Below are 25,897 nucleotides of genomic sequence, written 5' to 3'. Positions count from 1 at the left end.
CTGCGGTCGGAATACCCGATCGTTGCTGCAATCTAGACCGGCCCGGGTAGTGGATAAACGTCCAAAAGGACGATGTCGCCTTGCTTCCCGGGAGAGTCGCGTGTCGTGCGCGGGGTTTCCCTTGGCCGTCCCCGGGATTGATCCGCCGACTCCTGCTCTGATGGCTCGCGCGTCCATCGTCCAAACAGGGGATGCCGGGCATCTCCGCGATCTCGAAAATCTGGGGGAAATTCCCCATACCTCATCAAGAGGAGAGAGCTCGATGGCTACCACCAAGGATTACCGGATCGGCGAATTCACCTATCCGCGCGGCTGGTTCATGATCGCTGACGCCGAGGAACTCAACACCCACAAGCCGCTGGCGGTGCGCTTCTTCGGCAAGGACTTCGCGCTGTATCGCGGTCGTGCGACCGGCAAGATCGTTCTGCTCGACGCCTACTGTCCGCACATGAAGACCCACCTCGCGGCACAGAACACCACGTCCTATGTGGTGATCGATGGCGGAGGCAGCAACGTCGAAGGCGACAGCATCCGCTGCCCCTATCACGCATGGCGCTTCGGCGCGGATGGCAAGTGCGACGACATTCCCTACCATCAGGGTCCGATCCCGGCGACGGCGTGCGTGAAGTCGTGGACCGTGGTCGAAAGCCTCGGGGCGATCTGGGTGTGGCACGACCCCGAAGGCGGCGAGCCCGAGTGGGAGCATCCGACCCTGCCGCAGTGGGACGATCCGTCCTGGGTGCACTGGAAGTTCGACCACCTCGGCGTGCTCAACCAGCACCCGCAGGAAGTCATCGACAACATCTGTGATTACGGCCACCTCAGCCCCATCCACGGATCGACCGTCGAGCGTTACGAGAACGAGTTCCGCGGCCACACCGCCACCCAGCGCCAGTGTGGCCCGCACCGCACCCTGGTCGGGGCGGACGGTGTGAGCCCCGTCCTCCACACCGACACCACCTACCATGGTCCCGGCGTGCTTATCTCGCATCTCACCGGTCTCTACGACTCAGTCCTGATGATCACGCACACCCCCGTCGACGACGGTTCAATCAAGGTCTGGCACTCGCTCCTCGTGAAATCGCCCGGCAACAACCCTGTCGCGACCGTGCCCGACGCGATCGCCGCGCGGCAGTTCCAGGAGGCGAGCCGGCTCGCATTCATGCAGGACTTCGAGGTGTGGATGAACAAGGGCCCGTGCCTCAACGGCCTCTTCATCCCCAGCGACGGCCCCTTCATGAAGGCGCGCATCTGGTACAAGCAGTTCTACAACCCGCGTGCGAAGAAGCAGGAGTTCCTCGACCAGTGTGAGGGGCTTTACGTCCCACGCGGGGCGACTCCTTATTCGGAAGCGGCAGGAAAAATCGTACCAATGCCGCCTTGTGCCGAGGACAGACCGTTTCCGATCACGCATCCGCGAGGCCTTGCGGAGATCGACCCGCCTGCCTGACGGACCTCGTGTAGTCCGCCCGGACGAGGACATTGCTTGTCGTGTGACGCATGATCGCACGCACAAGGAGGCGAGATAAACTATGCCAATGGCTTCTTGTCCGGCGGATCTGGCCAAGATCGTCGCACATGCGGTACCCGAGCGGATCGCGATCACGATTGTGTTCGGCAAGTTGCGCGTGACTTACGCCCAACTGGCAGAGCGCGCCAACCAGCTTGCGGCGCGCCTGCAGCGACACGGCGTCGAAGCGGGCGATAGCGGAATCATTGCAGCGCCGCACTGGCGCAACCGCATCCTGCGCTATTTATTGATCCTTTCGACATTCCCGCTGCTGCTGATTTCGGGTTCTGCATTCTCCAAGGAGGCGCCACCCCTTGGCGGCGAAGCCCTGTACCGCGATGTGGTCCGCTATGCCGCATTGGGCGAACACCGGACCGGAGGCGTGGGTGACTTGGCAACCGCCGAATGGCTGCGTCGCGAACTTGCGGCGGCCGGCATCGACGGCAGCAGTCAGACCTTTCGCTTTACCCGCTTCTCGGCGCGGAAATCGACGATCGAAGTCGGTGGCAAGGCATTCTCCGGCCTCCCGTTTTGGTTCCCCCATGTAACCCCGTCGCAGGGCGTCCCCGGCGTACTTGTGCGGATGGGCGCGGATGCGCCGCTCAAGGGAGCGATTGCCCTGGCGGACGCAGCAACTGCAGGCGTTTGGCATCAGGTTGATGTTCCAGCGCTGGCGCGGCGTGCGGCGGCCGCCGGGGCGGTCGGGCTCGTCGTCGCACTTGATCACCCTTCGGGCGAACACTATCAGCCGAACGCTGTGGAGGGCCTGGAGCAGACTCCGCTTCCCATCCCGGTACTCGTGGTTTCCGGCGGGAAGGGGGAACGCCTTCGTGAATCGGTCGGCAGCGACGCAGTGCTCACCATTACGGGGGAGCGCATTCCGGATTCGCCGGCTGCCAACGTTTTCGGGCGAATCGTCCGCGGCGGCGGAAAGTGGATCGTTGTCTCGACGCCTCTCAGCGGCTGGTTCCAGGCGGCCGGCGAACGCGGCCCGGGCATAGCGCTGTGGCTCGGGCTGGCTCGCTGGGCCGCGGCCACGCCGGGCGACCAGAACTTTCTTTTCGTTGCCACCTCCGGTCATGAACTGCACTACCTGGGCGCGAAAGAGGCGATCGCCGAGCATAAGGTACCCCCGCCGGATGAGGTCGCGTTCTGGCTTCACCTCGGTGCGTCGATAGGCACCCGCGCGTGGGCGACCCGCGATGGCCAAGTAGTCCCGCTGGACCACGAGCCACCGGGGAAATTCTTCTTTGTCCATCCGGCGGCAATGTCCGTGGCCCGAGCGGCCTTCGCACCGCTTCCCGAACTGGGCCTGCAATCGGTATTCGCGTTGCCCGACAGCGCGGGCGGCGAGCTTGCCGTGTTCCGGAACGCTGGCTATCCGGTGGCGGGGTTCGTCGGCGCCCACCGCTTCTTCCATACTCCGCGCGATCTGCCTGACGTCACGGCAGGGGACCTGCTGGCCCCGTACGGTACGGCCTTGCGCGACCTTCTCATCAATATCGCCGGAACGAGGTGACTCGATGAAGTTCGCAACTCGCATCCTTGCCATCGGCACGCTTGCAGTATTCCTGTGTGCGGCCGCTTTGGCCCTGCTGGTGCGTGACCGGCCGGCCCAGCCCCCCGTGGGCGAGCGCGTGGTCATCCACGGCGCGGCAGGAGAACTCGTGTATTACCGCCAGGGGAGCGGTCCGGCCGTCGTCCTGCTGCCCAGCTTCGCGCGCTCGGCAAGCGATTTCGATGCGTTGGCGACCGGGCTGGCCGCCGCAGGATTCAGGACTCTTGCACTCCAGCCGAGAGGCGTCGACGGTTCTGCCTTCGGACCATGGGCGCCCAGCCTGAAGGATTTCGCGACAGACGTGGTGGCAGTGCTCGATGCCGAAGGTGGTGTGCGGGCGCACGCGGTCCTCGGGCACGCGTATGGCAATCGCATCGCACGGGTCTTGGCGACCCACTATCCGGAACGCCTTGACAGCCTGATCCTGTTTTCCGCCGGGGGCGAAACTCCTCCGCCCGATGACGTGAGTGCGGCAATACGCAAGGCGATTTTCGGCTTTGACGGACCTGCGCGCGACGAAGCGATCCACTTCGCGTTCTTCGCCGACGGGAATCCGGTGCCGCCCGAGTGGCGCTCCGGGTGGTACCCGGCCGCGGGCATCCTCCAGACGCGTGCCACCACCGCCCAATCGCCGGCGTCATGGCGAGGCGGTGGTCAGGCGAAAATGCTCGTGCTGCAACCGCAGGAAGACAAGCCCGCTCCTTCGGAGCGATCCATGCGCCTTGCGGCCGACTTCCCGGCAAGGGTAACGCTCCGCGTGATCGCGGGGGCCGGTCATGCCCTGCTTCCCGAACGGCCGCAGGAGGTGCTCGATACTGTCATCGGATTCCTGCGTGCGGTCCGGGAGCGCGATCGATGATCCGGCGACGGGTGGTTCGAGGCCTTGCGTGCCGATACCGGCGAGCGGGGCTGGCGGTATGCAGCGGGCAGCGGCGTGATCGCGGCCGATCCCGCTGTGCTCGACCGTGGTGCGGCGCTCTATGCAAGTTATTGTGCGTTCTGCCACGGCGTCGGCGTCGTCAGCGGAGGGACAGTTCCGGATCTCCGGCGCTTGCCAGCGGTGTTTTACGACAGCTTCGACGCCATCGTCCGGGGCGGACTGATGGAGAAGGCCGGAATGCCGCGATTTGACGACGCTCTGGCGGCGGATGAGGTTGAGGCCATTCGTGCCTATGTCATTGACAAGGCCCATCAGGACCGGGAATTGCGGGCCACGCCGGCATGGCAGCGCGAGCTGCTTGAAGTCTGGTACGAGATGAAGTCGTGGCTCATTGCGCGCTTAATGGCCGCCTCCAGCCATTCGGCATGAGGAACCGACGGGGCGGGGACTGCCCCAAAGACTACGTCGGGACCGCAGTTCTGCGTGAAGGATTGCGGAGCTGCCCCATCTGCGTCGTGTGAACAATCCAGACATCGAGATCGCTGCTGGGAGGCTGCACCACCGGGCTGCCCATAGTCCTTTTCGACGAGGCGTTGTAGTGAGGTCGAGGGCACACTTCTACTGTGCGCCGTGATTCTCTTTGCATCGACGCCAGAAGGCGCGAAGCGGAGTTACCGCAAGGAGACCTTGAGTCGGAAGAATCGGGGCGCCGTCGTCTTGCGACGGCGCCGGCAACCTAAATGGAGGCCGTCGTGCCAAAAGAAAACAATACTCGGGAACAAGGGTCTGCGAATCCGGAGTCGTTCGCTGCCGTGATGGAGGCGCGACGAGCGGCGCGGGGGTTTCTCCCCGACCCGGTTCCTGAGGCGACGCTCGCAGAGGTGGTTAGGCTCGCGACTCATGCACCTTCGAACTGCAACACGCAGCCGTGGAAGGTATACATCGTCAGCGGGGACCGCCGTGACAAGTTGGCAGCACGGATCCTCGCGGAGGCCGCAGCCGGTCGCGTTGAACCTGACTTTCCGTACGACGGCCGTTATGAAGGCGTGTACCAGGAGCGCCAGCACCAGGCCGCCGCGCGCCTGTACGACGCGATGGGAATCGAGCGCGGTGATGCAGTGCGCCGCAGCGAAGCCTTCATGCGCAACTTCCGGTTTTTCGATGCGCCGCACGTGGCGTTCTTCTTTCTTCCCGAGCCTTTCGGTCTCAGGGAAGCTGCAGATCTCGGCATGTGTGCGCAGACGTTCATGCTTGCGCTGGCGGCCCATGGGCTCGCGAGTTGCCCTCAAACCGCGTTGAGCCTACATCCCCGAATCGTTCGCGATGCGGTAGGCGCCCCCGAAAGCGAGAAGCTGCTTTTCGGCATCTCCTTCGGTTTCGAGGACCCGTCGGCGCCGGCGAACCGCGCCCGCGTCGGGCGCGCGCCGGTCGAGCAGATATTCCGCTTCATCGCCTGAGAATCGCCTCGCGAGCAAGGGGAAACAATGCAGCGGGTGGCCTGCAAAAAACGCCTGCTGTGCGTTGCGCCACGTCCCGGCCAGACTTGGTCTTCGATGCGACATTCGGGCATTAGGCGGCCGCCAGTGCCGCCACTTCCTCTGCTGCTTCGTCGCGGGTATAGAACCGCCCATTCAGCACAAACCCCGAGACGATGCTGTCCTTCACCCGTCCGACGCGGCCGCCGGGCTCACGGTGGACAATGACCTCTTCGGGCAATCCGTCAAGGAGATGAAAGGGGGCCGGCCGGCCGTCGGCGAAACGGGAATCGTAGACGGCGCCCGAGGTCACGTCCTTGAACGCGGGACGGAAGCCGAGGGGGCTGTTTTCTTCGCTGCGTCCGCCGGTATCGCGGAACTCGCAGTTCTCCCGCTGCAGCGACAGCGGACTCAGGACGGCGTTCATGATTGCCGCGCCCATGTCCACCACCATTGCCCCGGCGCCATGAGAGGGTTCCACCGCGTGTGTGCGTCCTGCTCGGTGGTGGTGTCGCGTTCGAGGACCTCGTCCGCGACCTGAAGGTTGGCGGCAGTCGTGTCGCAATGCCGGCAGTGCAGGCGTCCCGAGGTGGTGACGGTCCATGCGCTTTCGCCGCACACGCCGCAGGACCAGATTTCCCGATGCGCTTCCGCGCTCCGGGAATGGAGCCTGCGGTACTCGTCGATCCGAATCACCTTGTGCATTATCGCCTCCGCTCCGGTAAGGCAGGAATTCACCTGACGGTACCGATTCTGTCCGTGGGGGAACGGCGGCGCATCGTCCCTTTCGAATAGTCCGAGCGGACGAGTGGGCGTGTGTCGTGGGGGCTTTGCTCGCTCGGGAGGCGAGACGGCGCGCCGGAGTCGCCCCGGGGAGCGATGCCGGCGCGCGGTGCATGCTGCGTGCTTACGATGCGTTCTTCGGGGAGGCGGGGGGCGCAGGCTCCCAGTTCTGCAGGCCGCTATCGCTTGCGAGTAGCCATTTCCCGTCCGCAAAGGCGATGAGGTCGGTGAGGGTTTCCCGCGCGCCCTTGCGCACGACGTTGAAGCTGGCCCCACCATCCGAGCTTGCAAGCACGATGCCGCCCTGACCGACCAGGAGCAGTCTGCCGTCGCGGTCGACCGCGTGGCTGTAGGCGGATATGGGGGCCTGCATCCGGGAGGGAGTCCAGGTCGCGCCGTCGTCAACACTATGGAATACGTTGCCGCGCATCCCGTAGGCGACCCACCGGCTGTCGCCGAGATGCACCGCTCCGTACAGGGAGCCATTGTAGAACGCGGGCACCTTGGCCCACTCCTTTCCGCCGTCCGTCGAGCGCTGCATCGTCCCGGCCTCGCCGACGATCAGCCAGGTCTGTTTGTCCTTCGCCGCGGCAACGTGGTTGAGGTGCCAGTCCTCCTGCTCGCCGATCGCGAACTCGTCCCACGTCTTGGCCTCGTCGCTCGAACGCAGGGTGCGGCCGAAGGCGCCGACGGCGATCCAGTCGCCCGAAGGCAGCCGCGCGGCGGACATCAGCGGTTCGCCGTTCGTTTCCGTAAAGGCCACTTCGGTCCAGTTCAGACCGCCATCGGCCGTGCGCAGGATCCAGCCCTCGTGCCCGAGCGCGACGCCGGTTTTGTCGTCGGCGAAGACGAGGCGGGTAATTGCGGCCTGCCTGTTGTGCGACAGGTTCGCCCGCTGCCACGTCGCGCCCTCGTCGGTGGAAATCAGGATGGTTCCGAGCTCCCCGGCCGTGACGAGGCCGCTTGCGGTGCGCGCGATGCTGTTGAGCTGCATCCGGTCGACCGGGATGCGGGTGGCGGCAAGCGGGGGCACACTGCGCGGCGAAAACGCGAAGACCCCGGCGAGCGCCACGGTCAATGCTATCGCCATGCCAACGAAGGTTCGCATGGACTGTCTCCTTTATGAACGGTCTGCCGCGTGAGGCTTCGGCAGTGTGCGCCAATTATTGACGGCGTGGGGGGTGGGGCATCGTCCAAACGGGTTACTGCCTTCCTGTGCCCCGGGTTCTTTTCGATCGAATTGCGCGCGCCTCCAGGCGTTAGTCCGTTCAGACGATGAGTTGCAGGTGCCCGTATGAAAACCTTGCATCAACGGGGTATTTCACCCAGTGCAATGTTTGCAGGCCGGCGGGCACGATTTCGAGGAGGCGCGGAGAATGGGTATTCTGACGGAAGATCAGGTGGCGGGCGTGCTCGCCGAGGATTACATGACGCCCGAGGCGGTCGAGCTGCTGCAGCGGGCGCGCGAACTCGCACCGCGTCTGGCGGCGCGTGCAACCGATGCCGAGCGGGAGGGTATGGTGCCCGCGGAGTCGGTGCGCGAGATTGCCGCGGCGGGTCTGTTCCGTGTGCTGCAGCCGCGCCGCTGGGGCGGCTACGAACTCGATCCGCGCGTGTTCTACCGTATCCAGATGGCCCTTGCCGAAGGCTGCATGTCGACGGCCTGGATCTACGGCGTGATCGGGGTGCATAACTGGCAACTTCCCCTGTTCCCCGAGCAGGCGCAGCAGGACGTCTGGGCGAAGGATTCCGGCACGCTGATCGCATCGACCTACATGCCGGTGGGCAAGGCGGAGAAGGTAAACGGTGGTTATCGCTTCTCCGGTCGCTGGAGTTTCTCGAGCGGCGTCGATCACTGCGAATGGATCTTCCTGGGCGGCCTGCTGCCGAAGCGCGACGGCTCGGAAGGGCTGGAGCATACGACCTTCCTGCTGCCGAAATCGGATTTCCGTATCGAGCGCAACTGGGATGTGCTGGGCCTGCGCGCGACTGGCAGCCACGACATCGTCGTAGATAGCGCGTTCGTGCCGGCGCACCGGACTCAGCGCACCAATGATCATTCCGATGCCGGCTGCCCCGGGAGGGAGATCAATTCCGGCTGGCTGTACCGCATCCCCTTCACCCAGGTGTTCCAACGGGCGGTGTCCTCCTCGTGCATCGGCGCGCTCGACGGCGCGATCGCGAGCTTCAGGGAGCGTGCCGCAGCCCATGTCGGCAAGCATGGGGCGAAAACCGCGGACGATCCGAATGCCCAGACGGCAGTGGCGGAGGCGATGATGACCACCGACCAGCTCAAGCTCGTGCTGTTCCGCAACTACGCGCGGATCGTCCAGTGTGCGCGCACGGGGGAACGCATGCCGGTGGAGGAGCGCCTCATGCAGCGCGCCCAGGCCTCGCAGGTGCCGAAGGTCTGCGCCCGCATGGCCGACGAACTGCTGCGCGCCTGCGCGGCATCGGGCACCTTCCGCGGCAATCCGGTGGAGCGCGTCTTCCGCGACATCCATCAGGCGCGCGCCCACATCGCCAACAACACCGACGCGTACGCGCGCGCCCACGGCGCCGTGATGCTCGGACTGCCGAACGCCGACCCCTTCGTGTGATATCGAGCGGCCAGATTATTTACGTCAATAGGACAGGAGAGGGCGATGGGACGGCTCAATGACAAGGTCGTGCTCGTGACCGGCGGTGCAAGCGGGGTGGGGCGCGAGGACGTGCTGCTGATGGCGCGGGAAGGCGCCACGGTGGTGCTGACCGACTGCAACGTGGACGCGGGCGAGGCGCTGGCGAAGGAAGTCGGCGATCATGCGATGTTCCTGCGCCACGACGTTTCGAGCGAGGCCGACTGGCAGGCGGTGATGGCGGCGGTCGAAGCGCGCTTCGGGCGTCTCGATGCGGTCGTCAATAACGCTGGGATCCTCGAATCCGCCTCGCTGGAGGAAGCAACGCTCGAGCACTGGCAGCGCATCCAGCGCATCAACGCGGATTCGTGCTTCCTCGGCTGCAAGTATGGTGTCCTCGCGTTGAAGGAACGGGGCGGCTCCATCGTCAACATGGCCTCGGTGTCGTCGTGGCTGCCTGTCGATGGCTATGCCGCCTACAGCGCATCGAAGGCTGCAGTGGGCGCGGTGACGCGCGCGGCGGCGTTGCACTGTCGCAAGCGCGGCTACTCGGTGAGGGTGAATTCCGTGCATCCCGACGGCATCTACACGCCGATGATGCAGGCGAGTGCGCCGGGTGTCGATCCGAAGTACATGCTTTTCGATCCGGCCAGGAACCGGGGCGGGCGCGCGTGCATGCCGAACGAGATCGCCAATGTCGTGCTGTTCCTCGTCTCGGACGAGTCGCGTTTCGTCAGTGGCGCCGAAATCCGCGTCGACAACGCGATCCTGGGCATGGGGCTATGAGTGCCGGGCCAACGCGCTGGCATGCGCTGAAGATCGCGTCCGTCGTCGCCGAGACGCACGATTCGAAGTCCTTCGAGTTCGACATCCCGGCCGACCTCGCAGACAGCTTCGCGTACCGCCCCGGTCAGTTCCTGACCCTGCGCGTGCCGGTGCTCGGGCGCCATCTGCCGCGCTGCTATTCGATGTCGAGCGCTCCGACGCTCGACGCGCGGCCGCGGGTTACCGTGAAGCGGGTGGCCCAGGGTCGCGCCTCCAACTGGCTGTGCGACCACCTGAAGGCGGGGGACACGCTCGAAGTCATGGCGCCGACCGGCGTGTTCACGCCGCGCGCGTTGCAGACTGACTTCATCCTGTTCGCGGGCGGCAGCGGCATCACGCCCGTGTTCTCCATCCTCCGCTCGGCGCTCGCGCACGGGCAGGGGCGGGTCGCTCTGATCTACGCGAACCGTGACGAGCGTTCGGTGATCTTTCGCGACGCCCTCAAGGGGCTGGCTGCAGCGCACCCCTCGCGCCTGCAGGTGATCCATTGGCTGGATTCCGTGCAGGGTGTGCCTTCGGTCGCCCAGTTCGCCGAACTCGCCCGTCCGTGGTCCGGCGCGCAGGCCTTCATTTGCGGGCCCTCCGCCTTCATGGACGCGAGCGTCGCGGCTTTGGAGGCCGTCGGGATGGCGGGCGATGCCGTGCACGTCGAACGCTTCGTGTCGCTGCCCGACGAGGAGGATGCCGCCGCGGTGAATGCCGCAGCGGCAGCGACGGCGCCCGCGGCGGCCGTCGACCAGGCCGAGCTCGAGGTCTCACTCGACGGCGAACGCCATACCATCGCCTGCGGCGGCAGCGAGACCCTGCTCGACGCGATGCTGCGTGCCGGCATCAACGCGCCGCACTCCTGCCAGGCCGGGATGTGTGCATCCTGCATGTGTCAGGTGGAGGAGGGCAGCGTCCATCTGCGCCACAACGAAGCGCTCGACCAGAAGGACCTCGATCGTGCCTGGACGCTCTCCTGCCAGGCCGTCCCGACCTCGGGTCGCCTGCGCGTCCGCTTCCCGGGCTGACTCCCGCACCTCTGTTCCAATTAGTCCTGTTGGGGGATGTCTCGCCCTCCCGTGCCCGCGATGATTGGCTCAGGGGCCGGCCCGCCCTCGGCTGGCGGCCGGCACGTACGAGTCACGTTCCGAGTGGGAGAAGCAAGTGAAGATTCTGGTCCCCGTGAAGCGGGTGGTCGACTACAACGTCAAGGTGCGGGTCAAGTCGGACCGCAGCGGAGTGGAACTCTCCGGCGTCAAGATGGCGATCAACCCCTTTGATGAGATCTCCGTGGAAGAGGCCGTCCGCCTGAAGGAGGCTGGCACCGCGACCGAAGTGATCGCTGTGAGCTGCGGCAGCGCCGCGAGCCAGGAAACGCTGCGCACCGCGCTGGCGATGGGCGCCGATCGCGCGATCCTGGTGGAGACCGATGCGGAACTGCAGCCGCTCGCGGTCGGCAAGCTGCTGAAGGCCGTCGCGGAACGTGAACAGCCGCAGCTGGTGATCTGCGGCAAGCAGGCGATCGACGACGACGCCAACCAGACGGGCCAGATCCTGGCCGCCCTGATGGGCTGGGGCCAAGCGACCTTCGCCTCGAAGGTCGTCGTCGAGGGCGAGACCCTGCGCGTGACGCGCGAGATCGACGGCGGGCTCGAAACGCTCGAGCTGAAGCTGCCGGCGGTCGTGACCTCGGACCTGCGGCTCAACGAACCGCGCTACGCGACGCTTCCCAATATCATGAAGGCGAAGAAGAAGCCCCTGGATGTCATTCCGGTGGCCGATCTGGGCGTCGACGTCGCCCCGCGCCTGCGGCACACGCAGTATTCCGAGCCGCCCACGCGGAAGGCAGGGATCAAGGTTGCCGACGTCGCCGACCTGATCGCGAAGCTCAAGAACGATGCCAAGGTGATTTGAGGAGTCCCGGGAAATGAAGGTTCTGGTCATTGCCGAACACGACAATACGAAAATTGCCGGCGCGACACTCAATGCCGTCGGCGCCGCACAGCAGTTCGGGGCGGAGGTGCAGGTGCTGGTCGCCGGTTGCGACAGCGCCGCGGCTGCGAACGAAGCCGCAGCGCTTGCCGGAGTCGCAGGGGTCGTCAGCGTGAATGCCCCGTATTACCGCGACCAGCCGGTCGAGAACCTGGCGGTGCTCGTGGCCGGACTGGTACGCAACGAGGGTTTCACGGCGGTACTTGCCGGCGGAACGAGCTTCGGCAAGAATCTTGCGCCGCGCATCGCTGCTTTGCTCGACGTGGCGCCGGTTTCCGATGTCGTATCGATCGCGGGCGTTGGACGGTATGTGCGTCCGATCTATGCTGGTAACGTGATGGTGTCGGTGGAGTCCGACGAGCCGGTGCAGGTGCTTACGGTGCGCACGACGGCGTTTGCTGCAGCCTCTGCCGGCGGTGCAGCGGCGGTGCGGGAAGTGGTGGCAGGTGAGGATCTGGCGGTCTCGCGGCTGGTCGGGCGCGAGATCAGCAAGTCCGAGCGGCCGGAACTCGCCACAGCGCGTATTGTTGTATCGGGCGGGCGCGGTCTGGGCAGCGGCGACAAGTACCGCGAAGTGCTGGAGCCCCTGGCCGATCGCCTGGGCGCGGCGCTGGGAGCCTCGCGCGCCGCGGTGGATGCAGGTTACGTCCCGAACGACTATCAAGTCGGTCAGACTGGCAAGATCGTGGCGCCCGATCTTTATGTCGCAGTGGGCATTTCCGGTGCGATCCAGCATCTTGCCGGGATGAAGGACTCGAAGGTCATCGTCGCGATCAACAAGGATCCGGATGCGCCGATCTTCCAGGTGGCCGACTTCGGATTGGTCGGCGACCTGTTCGAGACGATTCCGCAACTGGTCGATGGACTGGGAGCGAATCAGTAGGTAATGCGATCGAGCAGGTAATGCGATCGCGGTCCGGAACTCGGTTTCCGGGTCGCGCGGGTCGGGGCACGCAAGTGTCCCGGCAGTTGCGGCAACGATGTGAGATGGCCGGGACGTGGAGGGAACCCCGACGGAGGGAACCCCCGATAGACGAAATTCCCGGTGAAGGAGAGATCGTGGAAGCAACCAAGGGGCCGTCGGCCCTGATGCAGTCCAATTTCGATCTGGCCGAATACGACCGGATCGTCAGTGCCTTGTACGATGCGGCGCTCGACACGAAGTCGTGGGCGCCGGCGCTGGAGTATCTGCAGCACGTCTTCGCGGCGAACTACGTGACCCTCATCCTGCGCACGCCAGAACAGGCGGACACGGGTTTGATGATCGCGGTGGGCGATGTGGAGGGGGGCGGCCGGGTCACGTACATGAGCTACCCCCAGACCACCACGCCGTTCGTCAATCAGCCCGCCGACAAGGTCTTCACGGTCGAAGACCTGATGACGGAGAGCGAGTGGCGGCGTTCTTCCTACTATCAGCACTGGTGCGCGGGGCACGGCGTCTTCCACGTCATGGGTGTCGACATTGCCACGCCGGGTGCGGGCAAGCTGCGCTTCAGGATCACGCGGCCCGAGAATGCGCCGAAGTTCTCCGCCGAGGATCGCGCACGCTGCGAGGCGCTGTTGCCGCACCTGCGGCGCGCCCTGCAGATCCATAACCAGCTCGACCGCAGCGAGTCGCTCGGCGCGATGTACGCGCAGGCCATCGGTCGTCTGTCGATCGCGACCATCGTACTCGACGAGAGCGGCAAGGTGCTCGACCAGAACCTGATCGCGAAGGAGATCCTCGCGACCGGCGACGGGCTCAAGGTCGTCGGAGGGCGCCTCGAAGCGTCGTATCCGAGTGACAACCGCGAGTTGCAGCGACTTGTCCGCAATGCGTTCGCGCGCTATGGCACCGGCAATGTCGCGGTGGCCGAGGCGATGTCGGTGGCGCGGCCTTCGGGGCTGGTGAGCCTGGGTGTCGTCGTGGAGGTGGTGCCCTCGAGCGAGTGGGCCGAAGGTAAGGGACAGCCTGCCGCCGTAGTCTATATCCGCGATGCGGCCGGCAAGTCGCTCGCCAGCAGCACGGTCGCGAAACAGCTGTTCAACCTCACGCCCGCCGAGACCGCGCTGGCGCTAGAGCTCACGAACGGCCTGTCGCTCGAGGAGGCCGCGGAGGCGCTTGGCATCCGTCGCAATACCGCGCGCGCCCACTTGCGCTCGATCTTCTCCAAGACCGGCGTGCGGCGGCAGACCGAGCTCGTGCGCATCATGCTCAACAGCGTCGCGGCGCTCAGCAAGAACGGTTGAATCCCCGCGCGCCGCCTCGTGGGCGGTGCGCTCTCCGTCGAAGCCCCTCGCCGCTGCGTGCGGGGCCCGGCGACCCCATTCGGCTTGCCAGCGGGCCGGCTTCGGGTATTCCGTTTGCTGCTCGTGCAGACAAGCGTCCGTGGGCGCCCCGAAAACCGCCCGACATGATCTATATGGACGATGCGGCGCTGCGGCAAACACTCGAACATCCCATACAACACAGTTGGTCGATGAGGAATCCATGCACAAGGTCGCATTCGTGACGGGGGCGAGCCGTGGAATCGGACGTGAGACGGCGATCGCTTTCGCTCGCGCCGGTTTCGATGTCGCACTCAGTGCGCGCACGATGGAAGAGGGCGAAACGCACGAACACGCCCTGCAGACGGCGGACGGCCGGCCCTTGCCGGGAAGCCTCGCGGAAACCGCTGCCACCATCCGCCGTCTCGGGCGGAAGGCGCTTGCCATCCGCATGGATCTGCTCGACGACGGCTCGGTGCGGGCCGCCGGCGAGGCCGTGTTGCGCGAATTCGGCCGCATCGACGTGCTGGTGAACAATGCCGTGTATCAGGGCGGCGACCTCAATCTCCCCTTTCTCGACCTGGAGCCGGCGACGCTGCAGCGCGTATTCCAAGGGTACATGATGGCGCCCTTCCTGCTGACGCGCACGCTGTTGCCAGCGATGCTCGTGCAGGGCCAGGGCGTCGTCATCAACATTACCTCCGGCGCCGGCGAAAGCGATCCTCCAGTTGCGGCAGGGCGGGGCGGCTGGGGTTACGCATATGGTGCCGGCAAGGCCGCGGTGTCGCGCCTGGCGGGGATCCTTTCGATCGAATTGGGCGACCGTGGAATCCGTGCTTTCACGGTCAATCCGGGAGTCGTGACGACCGATGCGCTGAAGGCAACGATCGGTGAGAAGGGCGTGATCGCGCTGCGCAACGGATCCGCTCCGCCCGACGTCCCGGCTGCGGTGCTGCTCTGGCTCGCCACGGCACCGGAGGCGTCGCAATTCCAGAAACGCACCATCAACGCCCAGCCCTTCGCGCTGGAGCGCGGCATCGTGGCCGACTGGCGCCAGACAGGGCCGAAAGAGGCCTGACTGCGCACCTTGTTGATGGTTTGAAACGGAATGACGCAAACGATGAGCAACGAACGCGAATCGATGGAATTCGACGTCCTGATCGTCGGCGGCGGGCCTGCGGGGCTGGCCGCGGCGATCAGGCTGAAGCAACTGGCGGCCGAGAAAGGCAGCGACGTGTCCGTGTGCCTGATCGAGAAGGCCGCCGAGATCGGCGCCCACATCCTCTCCGGCGCGGTGATGGACCCGCGCGCGCTCACCGAGCTGATCCCCGACTGGAAGGAACAGGGCGCGCCGCTCAATACGGAAGTCACCGAGGACCGCGTGCTCTTCCTGAACGAGACGGGCGGACGCAAGGTCCCGAACGGCCTGCTGCCGGACTGTTTCTTGAACCACGGCAACTACATCGTGCGCCTGGGCAACGTCGCCAAGTGGCTGGGCGAGCAGGCCGAAGCGCTGGGCGTCGAGGTCTATCCGGGCTTTGCCGGGGCCGAGATCCTCTACGATGAACAGGGCGCCGTGAAGGGTGTGGCGACCGGCGACATGGGCGTCACGCGCGAAGGCGAGCACGGCCCCGCCTACCAGCCGGGCATGGAGCTGCACGCCAAATACACGCTGTTTGCCGAAGGCTGCCGCGGTCACCTGGGCAAGCAGCTCGAAGCCAAGTTCAATCTCCGCAATGGCGTCGATCCGCAGACCTACGGCATCGGCCTGAAGGAGCTGTGGGAAGTGCCGGCCGAGCGCCACGAGAAGGGGCTGGTCGTGCACACGACCGGCTGGCCCCTGCCCTCGGACACCTACGGCGGCGGCTTCGTCTATCACCTCGAGGACGACCTCGTGTCGATCGGCTACGTGGTGGGCCTGAACTACACCAACCCGCACCTGTCGCCCTTCGAGGAATTCCAGCGTTACAAGACGCATCCCGAGATCCGCAAGTATCTCGAAGGCGGCAAGCGTCTGGCCTACGGCGCGCGTGCGATCGCCGCGGGCGGCCTGCAGAGCCAGCCCAAGCTCGTGTTCCCGGGCGGTGCGCTGATCGGCGACGACGCGGGCTTCCTCAACGCCGCGCGCATCAAGGGCAGCCACGCCGCGATCAAGAGCGGCATGCTGGCCGCGGAGGCGGCGTTCGACGCCGTGGCCGCCGAGCGCCAGCGCGACGAGCTCGCGGCCTTCCCGGAAGCATTCAAGAACAGCTGGCTGTACGAGGAACTGCACAAGACGCGCAACTTCAAGCCCTATATGAAGAAGGGCCTGTGGATGGGCTCGCTGCTCTTCGGCATCGACCAGAAGGTGCTCAAGGGCAAGGCGCCGTGGACGCTGCACAACAGCGCCGACCACGACAAGCTCAAGCTCGCGTCGGAATGCCCGAAGATCGACTACCCCAAGCCCGATGGCGTGCTGACCTTCGACCGCCTCTCCTCGGTGTTCCTGTCGAACACCAACCACGAGGAAGATCAGCCCTGCCACCTGCAGCTGAAGGATGCGTCGGTGCCGATCGCGGTGAACCTCGCGAAGTACGACGCCCCGGAGCAGCGCTATTGCCCGGCCGGTGTGTACGAGATCGTGCGCGACGAATCGGGGCACTCATCTGCCACCAGCGCGCGCCTGCAGATCAACGCGCAGAACTGTGTGCACTGCAAGACCTGCGACATCAAGGACCCGACGCAGAACATCAACTGGGTCGTTCCGCAGGGCGGCGAAGGGCCGATCTACCAAGGGATGTAGACCCGGCAGACTTTTCCGGGGGTGTCGCAACAAACGCTTTTGGGTTCTACGCTCTCCTCCTCTCCCTCTTGCGTGACACCTCCGCTTTTTACATGGCGGCGCCGGCAACGCCCAAGGGCATTACCGGCGCCTTCGCCCAAGGGCCGCGATGCCTCAGCGGGGAGCCGCAATCACCTGCTCGGCGAAATGTTCGTCGATCTGGGCGCCCTTCGCGAGGAGCTGGCGGTACTTCACGAAATCGACGGTGTCCTTGCCGGTCAGCTTCCGCGACTCGAATGCGTTGAAGCCCAACCAGGCCTCGTTGTTCATGTTCGCTGCGAGCCAGTGGCGCTGGGCCACCTTCTGCTGATCCCAGAAGAACTTCTTCTTGCCGCGGATCGCGTCGATGGAGTTCATCAGGCAGTTGGGGAAGAGGTTCGTGAAGCGCCAGATCAAGGCGTTCACTTCCTTGTCGAGCAGCTCGAAATCCACCTTGCACTGGGCGATCAGGGCTTCGGCCTCCTCGAGCGCCGCCCCCTGGACCATCTCGCCATACACGATCTGCCCATGTTCAGCCCAGGTATCGGTGCGCACTTTCGGATTGGGGATCCACTCGCCGTTCTTCTTCAGTACCGGCAGGACCTTCGAGATCATGCCCTTGTACTTCATCTTGTACGCGCTCCACAGCTCGCACGAGACGCAGTTGTAGATCGCGTCCTCCATCGACAGGAACCAGGGCAGGAAATCGGTCGAGCCGCCCACCGGTGCGCTCCCGTGCTTCGGGCCGGCCTGTCCATATACGGCCATGTCGGACGAGATCGTGATGTCGGTCGCCATCCCGATCTCCTGGCCGCCCGCGACGCGCATGCCGTTCACGCGGCAGATCACCGGCTTCTTGCAGTTGAGGATGCCGTCGACCATGCCGATGAAGAGATCGATGTAATCCCCATACTCGGTGGGACGCCGCGAATAGTAGGACGCGTATTCGGCCGTGTTTCCGCCGCTGCACCACGCTTTCTCGCCCACGGCGGTGAACACTGCAGCGACGATGCTGCGGTCCGACGAGGCCTTCTGGAAGGCTTCGATGACCCCCTTCACCATCTCCGTCGTGTAGGAGTTGTACTGCGCCGGGTTGTTCAGGGTGATCCATGCGGAATAGAGATCGTCGACCGGCTTTCCAGCGGGATCGAGGACAGGGCGCTTCTCGTAAATGACGGATGGCGCCGACGTCCCGAGGTGCTGGTTCTCCATCAGGGCGTGGTTCTTCAGTTCGTTATCGCGTTTCAGAAAGTCGAGGCTCACGTGATTCTCCATGTGTCATGGCGTACCGGGAGACGGTGCCCCCGGCAAGGGCTAGATGATGTGTATCCAACAATCGGAAATCGATCTTTGAATGCGCCTTGACGCTACATGGGCGAGCGGTGCCGCGAATCACCAATTCCGGTGATGCCGACAAGTGACCGGTCGGGTAGGGGAGCGGGCGCCGCGGACGGATTTTCGGCTGTCCCGTGTACGTCACCGTTCGACGCCCGCTACGCGAGCCGCTGACGGCGCCGTCTGCATAGTTCGTTTAAGTGATGTCGCACTGCGGACGAGGTGCGAGCATCCCTCTGCCTCTGTCGTGTCCTCGCTCCCGGCCCCGGAACCCCTTCTGCGCGAGGCGGCGGGTCTTGACTCCGCATGGGCGTGCCGTTCGGCGTACGTCCCGCAGGCGATCCGAATAACAGGCGCTGGCAACCGATCCGTCAGGGAGAGGTAGCCCAAGCGCCCTGCGCTGCGGCGGCGGGCATCCATTGCCTTGCCGCTCTTTTGCCGCGATTGCCGGAGGAGGCGATCCTGGCGAGTTCAACATCGTGAGGGAGACAGGATGTTCAAGAAAAGGATGATGAGGCAGGCGGACGGGCTCGCGACGCGGGCGAAGCCGCTCGCGTTGAGTATTTCGCCGGTGTTGCTGGTACTCGCGGGCGGAGGTGCCCTCGCGGCCCCAACCGTCCAGCTCGGGCCGGACACGACGCTGGATTACTCACTGACGCTGTCCTACACCGCCTCGACGCGGACGGAAAAGGCGGCGCGCGAATACCTCAATGACCTCAATAGCGACGACGGGACGCGCAATTTCAAGCGCGGCTCGCTGCTCACGAATCGTGCGAATGCGCTGGCCGAAGTCCGGCTCAAGCATGACAACGTCGGCGCGATGCTGCGCGCGAGTTCTTTCTATGACCGGGCCTACCGCTCCGGCAATGACAACGATTCCCCGCTGACGGTGAACAAGATCGGCGATCACGACGAGTTCACCAGCCGTACTCGCCAACTCAGCGGTCGCAATTCCCGCATCCTCGATGCCTTCGTGTATGGCAACTGGATGCTGGGCGAGGAGCAGTTCGTGTCCCTGAAGGCCGGCCGGCACGTGCTGGCGTGGGGCGAGAGCCTGTTCTGGCCGAACATCAGCCAGGGGCAGTCGCCATTGGATGCGACGAAGTTCAACGTGCCTGGCACCGAAGCGAAGGAGGGCTACCTGCCCGTGGGCCAGTTGTCGGCATCCCTCACTGTGAACCCGTGGCTGACGCTCGCCGGTTACTACCAGTACAAGTGGGAAGAAACGCAGCTCAACCCGGTGGGGGATTATTTCGGTAGCGACTATTTCGGTCCGGGCGCGCAATTCTTCCGCCTCGCTCCGGGCACCATCGATGCCTTGCCCGACCACACTTTCCGCGTCGTGAATTTCGCGGGCGAGATCAAGCCGCGCGACACCGGCCAATGGGGCTTGGGATCGCGCTTCCGCCTGGGCGAGACCACGGAAGTGGGCGTGTATCACTACCGCTACCATGACCGCGTCGGGGCGATGTTCTTCGACTTCACCGGCGCGACGCAATACTCCTCGTTCAAGCGCTTCGGCCGCAACGCGTCGCCGGGGAGCGCGCCGTACTACAAGCTCGCCTACTTCGACGACATCAAGCTGACCGGCGTAAGTCTCAGCACCAAGATCGGCGATGCGGTGCAGGTCGGCGCCGAGCTCAGCTACCGCGACGGCACTCCGGTGTATCTGTCCAACGGCGCGCCTGCCCGAGGGCAGGTCACGCAGGGCAATCTCAACTTCCTGTACATCCTCGGGCCCTCGAAGATCGCGCACCAGACGACGCTGATGGGCGAGGTCGTGCATCAGCGCATCGAGGGCGTCGACAAGCTGACGATCAGTGGCGGCTTGCCCGGACAGAACGGGACGTTCAAGGACTTCACCTACGACTCGCAGACGAAGAGTTCCACCCTGCTGGGCCTTGGGGCGATCTTCGATTACCCCAACGTGTTCGACGGCTGGGACCTGGCGACGAAGGCAATCTGGACGCAGAACGTGGATGGCAGCGCACTGTCGGGCATGGGCAAGGACGACCGCCGCCTGACGCTGGGCGCGGATTTCAAGCGCTTGGGCAACTTCACCGTCGGCCTGACTTATGTTGCCTTCCTCGGCTCGCCGGACCTCCCCAACGGCCGCACGATGACCGACCGAGATTACGTGTCGCTCAGCGCGAAATACACCTTCTGATTGCGTTTAATTCGAAAAGGATCTGTTCATGAAGATGAAACTGTGCGGCCTGCTGCTCACGTTCGTGGCAGCGGCCCAGACGCTTCCGTCGGTGTCGTTCGCGAAGGGAACACCCGAGGAGATCGCCCGGCTCGGCAAGGATCTCACGTGCATCGGCGCGGAGAAGGTCGGCAACAAGGACGGGAGCATTCCCGAGTATTCCGGCAAGTGGCTCGGCGTCCCGCCGCACGTGCCGTTCAAGGGAACGGGCAATCATCCGCTCGACGCCTATCCCGACGAGAAGCCGTTGTTCGTGATCACCGCCGCGAACGTCGAGCAGCACGCGGCCCGGCTGTCCGACGGGCAGAAGGCCCTGTTCAGGAAGTATCCGCAGACCTTCCGCATGCCGGTCTATCCGAGCCATCGCGATTTCCGATTCCCGGATTCGGTGTGCCAGACGGCAAAGGAGAACGCCGCGAACGCCGAACTCGTGAACAACGGTGAAGGGGTGATGGGCGTGACGGGCGGTCCGATCTTCCCCTTCCCGAAGAACGGCCTCGAACTGCTTTGGAACGCGATCATCCCGTATCGTGCCTACACGGAGGAACTGATTTCGGACAATGCCTATGTGCTGGCCGACGGCGCGATCAACTGGGGGCGGGTGAAGTCGCGCAACCTCGGGGCGGCGAACGAGCCGGGCGTGCGGCGCAAGACCGAGGGGCAGTCGTCCTACTACCTCAATGAGACACTGCTGCCGGAGCGCGACAAGGGCGAGATCAATACCGGCATGGAGTTCTTCAACTTCGCGCTGCATCCACGTCAGAGCTGGCGCTTCGACCCGGGCACGCGGCGCGTGCGGCAGTCGCCGGGCTACGGCTACGACATGTCCTTTCCGGGTACCGGTGGCTCGATCACGGTCGACGAGGTGCGCATCTTCAACGGCTCGCCCGAACGCTATGACTGGACCATCGCCGGCAAGAAGGAGATCTATATCCCGTACAACGCATACCGCGCGCATTCGCCCAAGGTCAAGTACGCGGAGCTGGTGAAGCCGGGACATGCCAATCCGGAGTTCATGCGCTACGAGTTGCACCGTGTGTGGGTGCTGGAAGGCAAGCTCAAGGAAGGATTCCGTCACCTGTACGGCCGGCGCGTGATGTTCGTCGACGAGGACACCCTCTTCCCGATCATGGCGGACAACTACGACGTGCGCGGCGAGCTGTGGCGGACCTCGATGCTGAACCACTTCTACGCATACGAGATGCAGACCTGGCAGGCGGGAGTCGGCTTCTACCATGACTTGAATGCCGGCACCTACCTCGCGTTCAACCTCATCAATGAACAGCCGTCGGCCTACAAGCTGAATGAGAACAAGATCACGTCGCAGATGTTCGGACCCGAGGCGGCCCGGCGCATGGGGATGTGACCCTTTACGCGTCGCGCGCGGGCCGTCCGGGGTGTGAAGTCCCGGCCGCGGCCCGCGGTGTTCCACTGTTCATGCGGCAGCCCGACTGCCGCGGCAACCATGGGGGAGATGCGATGACAACGGTGGCGTCGCCATTCGATCCGCTGACACTGGGGCCCCTGCGGCTCCGCAATCGTTTCATCCGTGCCGGCGCGAACGAGGGCATGGTCGTCGAGGGGGCGCCCAGCCGCGCGCTCGTGAAGCACCACCGCGACCTCGCGGCCGGAGGGGTGGGCATGACGACCGTGGCCTATGGCGCGGTGAGCCAGGTGGGACGCACATTGCCGAATCAGGTGTGGCTACGGCCGGAAATCCTGCCTGATCTGCGCGTACTGACCGATGCGGCCCATGCCGAAGGCGCGGCGATCGCCTACCAGCTCACGCACGGCGGTTCCTTCGTGACTTCGCTGAAGGTGCGCGGGCCGACGATGAGCGCGTCCTCGGGGCTCAACAAGGCCGGGTTGATGCGCGGCAACTTCTTCCAGCGCGCGATGACACCCGATGACATGCAGCGCGTGGCCGACGAGTTCGTCGAGGCCGCGCGCCTGTGCCGGCATGCGGGCTTCGACGCTGTCGAGCTGCACATGGGCCACGGCTATCTGCTCAACCAGTTCATCTCGCCGCTGTCGAACCGGCGTCGTGACGCCTACGGCGGCAGCGCCGAGAATCGCGTTCGCTTTCCCGCAGAGGTCCTGGCACGCGTGAAGGACGCGATCGGGCGCGACATGGCGGTGGTCGCGAAGATCAATGTCGCCGACGGCGTGAAGGGCGGCGCGACCGTGGAGGATGCGATCGTTACGGGCCGCCTGCTGCAGGCGGCGGGTGCGGACATGCTGGTGCTGTCAGGCGGGCGCAACGTCGAATCGGGCTGGTTCATGTTCGGGAGCAACCACGACATGGACGAGATGCGGAAAGTCCTAGCGGACAGCCCAATCACCGGCCTGATGCTCAAATGGTCGCAGCACGGCGTACCGAAGATCACTTTCCGCGAGATGTACTTCCTTGAGTACTCGCGTCGCATTCGTGCCGCGGTGGACGTCCCGCTGGGCTATCTCGGGGGCGCGCGGTCGCTCGCGAACGCGAAGGCGGCGATGCGCGAGGGCTTCGATGCCGTCGTGATGGCGCGGCCGCTGATCCACGATCCGGCGCTGGTGAACAAGTTCCGCGACGGTAGCGCGGTGCAGTCAGGCTGCACCCACTGCAACCGTTGCGTGCCCTACATCTACCACCCGGCCGGCACCTGGTGCGTGATGAATCCGCCCAACGATCCCGAAATCAACAAGATCCGGGCCGCCGGCTGAGCCGCTGAATTCCCGGACCGAACTCACCCTCAGGAGACCTGAAATGGAGCAGCAATTTTCGCCCTCGCGGCCGTGCCGTATCGAGGATGTCGCGCAGTGGGACATCGAGACCGATGTCGCTGTGGTCGGCTTCGGCGCGGCCGGCAGTTGCGCGGCGATCGAGGCGCGCAAGGCGGGTGCCGAAGTCGCGATATTCGAAGTCGCCGCCGCGCCGGGCGGCAGCGCCGCACTGTCGGGCGGCGAGGTGTATGTCGGCGGCAGCGGCGGCACGAGCGTGCAGCGCGCGGCCGGCTTCGAGGACTCGACCGAGGACTTCTACAAGTACCTGCTGATGGCAGGCGGTCCCGGGGCCGACGCCGCGCGTGCGCGGGTGTATGCGGAGAACGCCGAAGCGCACTTCCGCTGGTTGCAGGAGCAAGGGGTGCCGTACAAGGGCACCTTCCTGCCGGGGAAATGGCTGGAACCGCATACCGACGACACGCTGGTGTGGTCGGGCTCCGAGCAGGCCTGGCCGTTCTCGGTCGAAGCCCGGCCCGCACCCCGCGGCCACACCGCGCAGCAGGACGGCTGGAGCGCCGGGCGGACGCTGATGGAGAAGCTCTGCGGTCGTGCCGAGGCGCTCGGGGCGACGGTGTATTGCAGTAGCCGCGCGCTGGCGCTGGTCACCGCGGCCGACGGTGCGATCGTCGGCATCGTGGTGCGCATTGACGGTGTGCCACGCTACGTGCGGGCGCGCCGCGGCGTGGTGCTGGCGTCGGGCGGCTTCATCACGAACCGCGACATGGTCGAACGCTACGCGCCGGATGCGCTGGTGTGTGAAACCCCGGTCTCCGCTGGCAACGACGACGGCTCGGGCATTCGCATGGGCATCAGCGCCGGCGGGACGGCGATCCAGATGGACCAGTTTTTCGCGACGCTGCCCTTCTTCCCGCCGGAATCGCTGGTGAAGGGCATCTTCATCAACGAGCGCGGCGAGCGCTTCATCAACGAGGACGCGTATCACGGCCGCATCGCGCATTACGTGCTGCGCCAGCCGGGGGGGCGCGCGTGGCTGATCGTCGATGACGAAATTTTTGGGCGGCCGATGATCCACCGCGACGTCACGATCGCGGCGGTCGGCGAGTCCTGGGAGGAGCTCGAGCAGGAACTCGGACTGGCCGAGGGCAGCCTGCAGCGCACGGTCGAGGCCTTCAACCGCGAGGCCTCCGAGGGCCGCGATCCCCTGTTTCACAAGGCGGCCAGCTGGCTGCGTCCCCTGACGAAGGCACCGTTCGCCGCGCTGAGCTATTGCCGCGGCGACATCCCGGGACACGCCTTCACATTGGGCGGACTTTCGACAGATACCGAGGGCGCGGTGCTGAATGAGGCTGGCCAGCCGATCCCCGGTCTCTATGCCGCCGGCCGCTGCGCCTGCGGCCTGCCGCGCTGGGGAGAAGGTTACAGCTCGGGGATGTCGCTGGGCGACTCTACGTTCTTTGGTCGACGGGCCGGCCGTCGCGCGGCGGCTGGCTGAGGCGCGGGTTCTCCTGCTGGGCGCGCTTTCCTTCAAGGCGCAGGCTCAGCAGCAGGGCGAGCCCGATCAGGCCGGCGAGCAGCCAGCCGACCGTGCCAAGTGCAGCGGCGAGGGCGTCGGGCGTGCCTTGCTGCTTGTGGAAGGCGAGCGAGGCGCTGAAGGCCGCGAGCGAGACGGACGAGCCCGTCGGCGCGCCGAGGTCGCGCAGGGTGCTGAAGAGCCCGGTGCCGGCGCCGAGGCGCTCGGGGGGGACGGCGCCGAGGGCAAGTTTCATCACCGCCGGGGTGTTGCAGCCCATCGCGAGGCCGAGCACGCAGACCGTGGCGATCACGAACCACAGCGGGGTGTCGCTGCGCAGAGTGAGCAGCAGCGCGAGGCCGGCGAGCATGACGGCGAGGGCTGCAGTGGTGACGTGGCGGGGGGCGATGCGGTCAACGAGGCGGCCGGCGAGCGGCGAGGCGAGCACGCTGCTGCCGTAGAGGAAGAGCGTGACGAAGCCGAACTGGGCGGCGCTGCCGCCGGGGCGCCCGTTGATGAAGAAGGCGAGGGCGTAGACGACGCCGCTGAAGGAGAGCAGGTGCAGCCAGTAGATCGCGCTGGGCAGCGCGAAGGCCGTGCGGCGCAGGATCGCGATGTCGATGACGGGGGCGGCGACGCGCTGGCCGTTGCGCCACAGGAGCGCGAGGCCCAGGAGCCCGGTGACGACAATCACCGCGGTGTAGGGTGAGCGGAACCCGAAATTGCCGATCCAGGTGGGCAGCGAGAGCAGCGCGGCGATCGTGGTGAAGAGGTAGAGCGCGCCTTTGAGGTCGAAGGGCGCGTCGGAGCGCTCGCTGCGGATGTCCGGAACGAGCAGCGCGACCGGGACGAGGCCGGCGAGGGCCAGCAGGCCGCTGATCCAGTAGACGCTGGGCCAGCCGAGGCGGTCGATCAGCAGTCCGCCGAGCAGGCCGCCGCTGGCCGCCCCGAGCGTCATCGTCATCGCAAAGATGCCTAGTGCCATGCCACGGCGCTGCTCGGGGAAGAGGTGCCCGATGTAGGCGAACACGCCGGGCAGGATGCAGGCGACGCCAAGGCCTTGGGCGAAACGCGCGGCGAGGAAGACATGGAAGCTCGCGGCGGCGGCAGCGGCGAACTCGGACAGCGCGAAGACCAGCAGCCCCGCCAGCAGCACCCGCTTGCGCCCGCGCTGGTCGCCGAGACGGCCCATGATCGGCGCGAACACCGTGAGGCCGACGAAATAGGACATCAGGACCAGCGCGGCGAGGTTGATCGGGATGCCGAAGTGCCGCGTCAGGCTGGGCAGGGCCGGCGCCTGGAAGGCGGCCGCCTCGATGGTGACGAAGGTGCCGAACAGCAGGGCGGCGTAGATCTTCCACGCGGTGCGCGAATCCATGGAGACTCCCGGTGGGTGAGGGAAATTGTGATGAGGGCGGCGGGTTTCTCCCTCCCCTTCAAGGGGAG

Annotated in this window: 22 protein-coding genes; 17 read left to right on the top strand and 5 right to left on the bottom strand. The window is 65.6% G+C overall.

Annotated elements, in window-relative coordinates:
- Window positions 1-262 precede the first annotated feature (262 nt).
- The 5 genes from GPA27_RS22345 to GPA27_RS22325 all read left to right on the top strand — a co-directional run bounded on the left by GPA27_RS22345 (window position 263) and on the right by GPA27_RS22325 (window position 5,405).
- The gene (locus tag GPA27_RS22345; protein WP_246261367.1) at window positions 263-1,450 is read left to right on the top strand and encodes an aromatic ring-hydroxylating dioxygenase subunit alpha; all 1,188 of its coding nucleotides are present in this window, start codon (window positions 263-265) and stop codon (window positions 1,448-1,450) included.
- An 82-nt stretch (window positions 1,451-1,532) separates the two neighbouring features.
- Entirely contained in the window at window positions 1,533-3,029 is a 1,497-nt protein-coding gene (locus tag GPA27_RS22340) for an AMP-binding protein (RefSeq protein ID WP_169142638.1), read from the top strand.
- A gap of 4 nt (window positions 3,030-3,033) precedes the next feature.
- The gene (locus GPA27_RS22335; protein WP_169142637.1) at window positions 3,034-3,927 is read left to right on the top strand and encodes an alpha/beta fold hydrolase; all 894 of its coding nucleotides are present in this window, start codon (window positions 3,034-3,036) and stop codon (window positions 3,925-3,927) included.
- 24 nt (window positions 3,928-3,951) lie between these two features.
- Window positions 3,952-4,377, top strand: a complete 426-nt coding sequence (locus GPA27_RS22330) for a c-type cytochrome (RefSeq protein ID WP_169142636.1) — start codon at window positions 3,952-3,954, stop codon at window positions 4,375-4,377.
- Between the two features lie 311 nt (window positions 4,378-4,688).
- Window positions 4,689-5,405 (top strand): nitroreductase, encoded by a 717-nt coding sequence (locus GPA27_RS22325; RefSeq protein WP_169142635.1) that lies wholly within the window; start codon window positions 4,689-4,691, stop codon window positions 5,403-5,405.
- Between the two features lie 112 nt (window positions 5,406-5,517).
- On the opposite strand, the gene GPA27_RS22320 is transcribed toward GPA27_RS22325, so the two are convergent.
- The 3 genes from GPA27_RS22320 to GPA27_RS22310 form a co-directional block, all read right to left on the bottom strand.
- Window positions 5,518-5,877 carry a hypothetical protein gene (locus GPA27_RS22320; RefSeq protein ID WP_246261365.1) on the bottom strand — a complete coding sequence of 120 codons (360 nt, stop codon included), beginning with the start codon at window positions 5,875-5,877 and terminating at the stop codon, window positions 5,518-5,520.
- Window positions 5,847-6,128, bottom strand: a complete 282-nt coding sequence (locus GPA27_RS22315; RefSeq protein ID WP_169142633.1) for a hypothetical protein — start codon at window positions 6,126-6,128, stop codon at window positions 5,847-5,849. The genes GPA27_RS22320 and GPA27_RS22315 overlap by 31 nt, the downstream gene beginning before the upstream one ends.
- Before the next feature lie 202 nt (window positions 6,129-6,330).
- Window positions 6,331-7,314: a WD40/YVTN/BNR-like repeat-containing protein gene (locus GPA27_RS22310; protein WP_169142632.1), complete on the bottom strand. Its 984-nt coding sequence runs from the start codon at window positions 7,312-7,314 to the stop codon at window positions 6,331-6,333.
- Between the two features lie 268 nt (window positions 7,315-7,582).
- On the opposite strand from GPA27_RS22310, the gene GPA27_RS22305 reads away from it, so the two are divergent.
- From GPA27_RS22305 to GPA27_RS22270, 8 genes are all read left to right on the top strand, one after another.
- Window positions 7,583-8,806, top strand: coding sequence for an acyl-CoA dehydrogenase family protein (locus tag GPA27_RS22305; RefSeq protein ID WP_169142631.1), 1,224 nt, complete (start codon window positions 7,583-7,585; stop codon window positions 8,804-8,806).
- A gap of 45 nt (window positions 8,807-8,851) precedes the next feature.
- On the top strand, window positions 8,852-9,610 hold the full coding sequence (locus tag GPA27_RS22300) for an SDR family oxidoreductase (RefSeq protein ID WP_169142630.1): 759 nt from the start codon (window positions 8,852-8,854) through the stop codon (window positions 9,608-9,610).
- Complete coding sequence (locus GPA27_RS22295) at window positions 9,607-10,662, top strand: ferredoxin--NADP reductase (protein ID WP_169142629.1); 1,056 nt, start codon at window positions 9,607-9,609, stop codon at window positions 10,660-10,662. Before GPA27_RS22300 ends, GPA27_RS22295 begins: the two co-directional genes overlap by 4 nt.
- 136 nt (window positions 10,663-10,798) lie before the next feature.
- A complete protein-coding gene (locus tag GPA27_RS22290) occupies window positions 10,799-11,548 on the top strand; it encodes an electron transfer flavoprotein subunit beta/FixA family protein (protein ID WP_169142628.1) in 750 nt (249 codons plus the stop codon).
- Window positions 11,549-11,561: 13 nt separating this feature from the next.
- Window positions 11,562-12,509 (top strand): electron transfer flavoprotein subunit alpha/FixB family protein, encoded by a 948-nt coding sequence (locus tag GPA27_RS22285; RefSeq protein WP_169142627.1) that lies wholly within the window; start codon window positions 11,562-11,564, stop codon window positions 12,507-12,509.
- A gap of 176 nt (window positions 12,510-12,685) precedes the next feature.
- Window positions 12,686-13,855 carry a helix-turn-helix transcriptional regulator gene (locus tag GPA27_RS22280; protein WP_256223078.1) on the top strand — a complete coding sequence of 390 codons (1,170 nt, stop codon included), beginning with the start codon at window positions 12,686-12,688 and terminating at the stop codon, window positions 13,853-13,855.
- A gap of 241 nt (window positions 13,856-14,096) precedes the next feature.
- Complete coding sequence (locus tag GPA27_RS22275; RefSeq protein ID WP_169142626.1) at window positions 14,097-14,951, top strand: SDR family NAD(P)-dependent oxidoreductase; 855 nt, start codon at window positions 14,097-14,099, stop codon at window positions 14,949-14,951.
- A gap of 42 nt (window positions 14,952-14,993) precedes the next feature.
- Window positions 14,994-16,655 carry an electron transfer flavoprotein-ubiquinone oxidoreductase gene (locus GPA27_RS22270; protein WP_211165160.1) on the top strand — a complete coding sequence of 554 codons (1,662 nt, stop codon included), beginning with the start codon at window positions 14,994-14,996 and terminating at the stop codon, window positions 16,653-16,655.
- A 153-nt stretch (window positions 16,656-16,808) separates the two neighbouring features.
- Here the strand turns inward: GPA27_RS22270 and oah are convergent, their stop codons facing one another.
- Window positions 16,809-17,936, bottom strand: coding sequence for a 6-oxocyclohex-1-ene-1-carbonyl-CoA hydratase (gene oah, locus GPA27_RS22265; RefSeq protein ID WP_169142625.1), 1,128 nt, complete (start codon window positions 17,934-17,936; stop codon window positions 16,809-16,811).
- Between the two features lie 565 nt (window positions 17,937-18,501).
- Here oah and GPA27_RS22260 point away from each other — a divergent pair.
- The 4 genes from GPA27_RS22260 (at window position 18,502) to GPA27_RS22245 (ending at window position 24,433) form a co-directional block, all read left to right on the top strand.
- Complete coding sequence (locus GPA27_RS22260; protein WP_246261362.1) at window positions 18,502-20,175, top strand: DUF1302 domain-containing protein; 1,674 nt, start codon at window positions 18,502-18,504, stop codon at window positions 20,173-20,175.
- A 28-nt stretch (window positions 20,176-20,203) separates the two neighbouring features.
- Window positions 20,204-21,580, top strand: coding sequence for a DUF1329 domain-containing protein (locus GPA27_RS22255; RefSeq protein ID WP_169142624.1), 1,377 nt, complete (start codon window positions 20,204-20,206; stop codon window positions 21,578-21,580).
- A gap of 113 nt (window positions 21,581-21,693) precedes the next feature.
- On the top strand, window positions 21,694-22,920 hold the full coding sequence (locus tag GPA27_RS22250; RefSeq protein WP_169142623.1) for an NADH:flavin oxidoreductase: 1,227 nt from the start codon (window positions 21,694-21,696) through the stop codon (window positions 22,918-22,920).
- 43 nt (window positions 22,921-22,963) lie between these two features.
- Complete coding sequence (locus GPA27_RS22245; RefSeq protein ID WP_169142622.1) at window positions 22,964-24,433, top strand: FAD-dependent oxidoreductase; 1,470 nt, start codon at window positions 22,964-22,966, stop codon at window positions 24,431-24,433.
- Here GPA27_RS22245 and GPA27_RS22240 read toward each other — a convergent pair.
- Window positions 24,387-25,829, bottom strand: a complete 1,443-nt coding sequence (locus tag GPA27_RS22240) for an MFS transporter (protein ID WP_246261360.1) — start codon at window positions 25,827-25,829, stop codon at window positions 24,387-24,389. The genes GPA27_RS22245 and GPA27_RS22240 overlap by 47 nt on opposite strands.
- Window positions 25,830-25,897 lie beyond the last annotated feature (68 nt).

This window comes from Aromatoleum toluolicum (genome assembly GCF_012911005.2).
Taxonomy (GTDB): domain Bacteria; phylum Pseudomonadota; class Gammaproteobacteria; order Burkholderiales; family Rhodocyclaceae; genus Aromatoleum; species Aromatoleum toluolicum.
The sequence above is the reverse complement of the archived record's forward strand: the minus strand, read 5'-3'. Positions and strand labels throughout refer to the sequence as shown.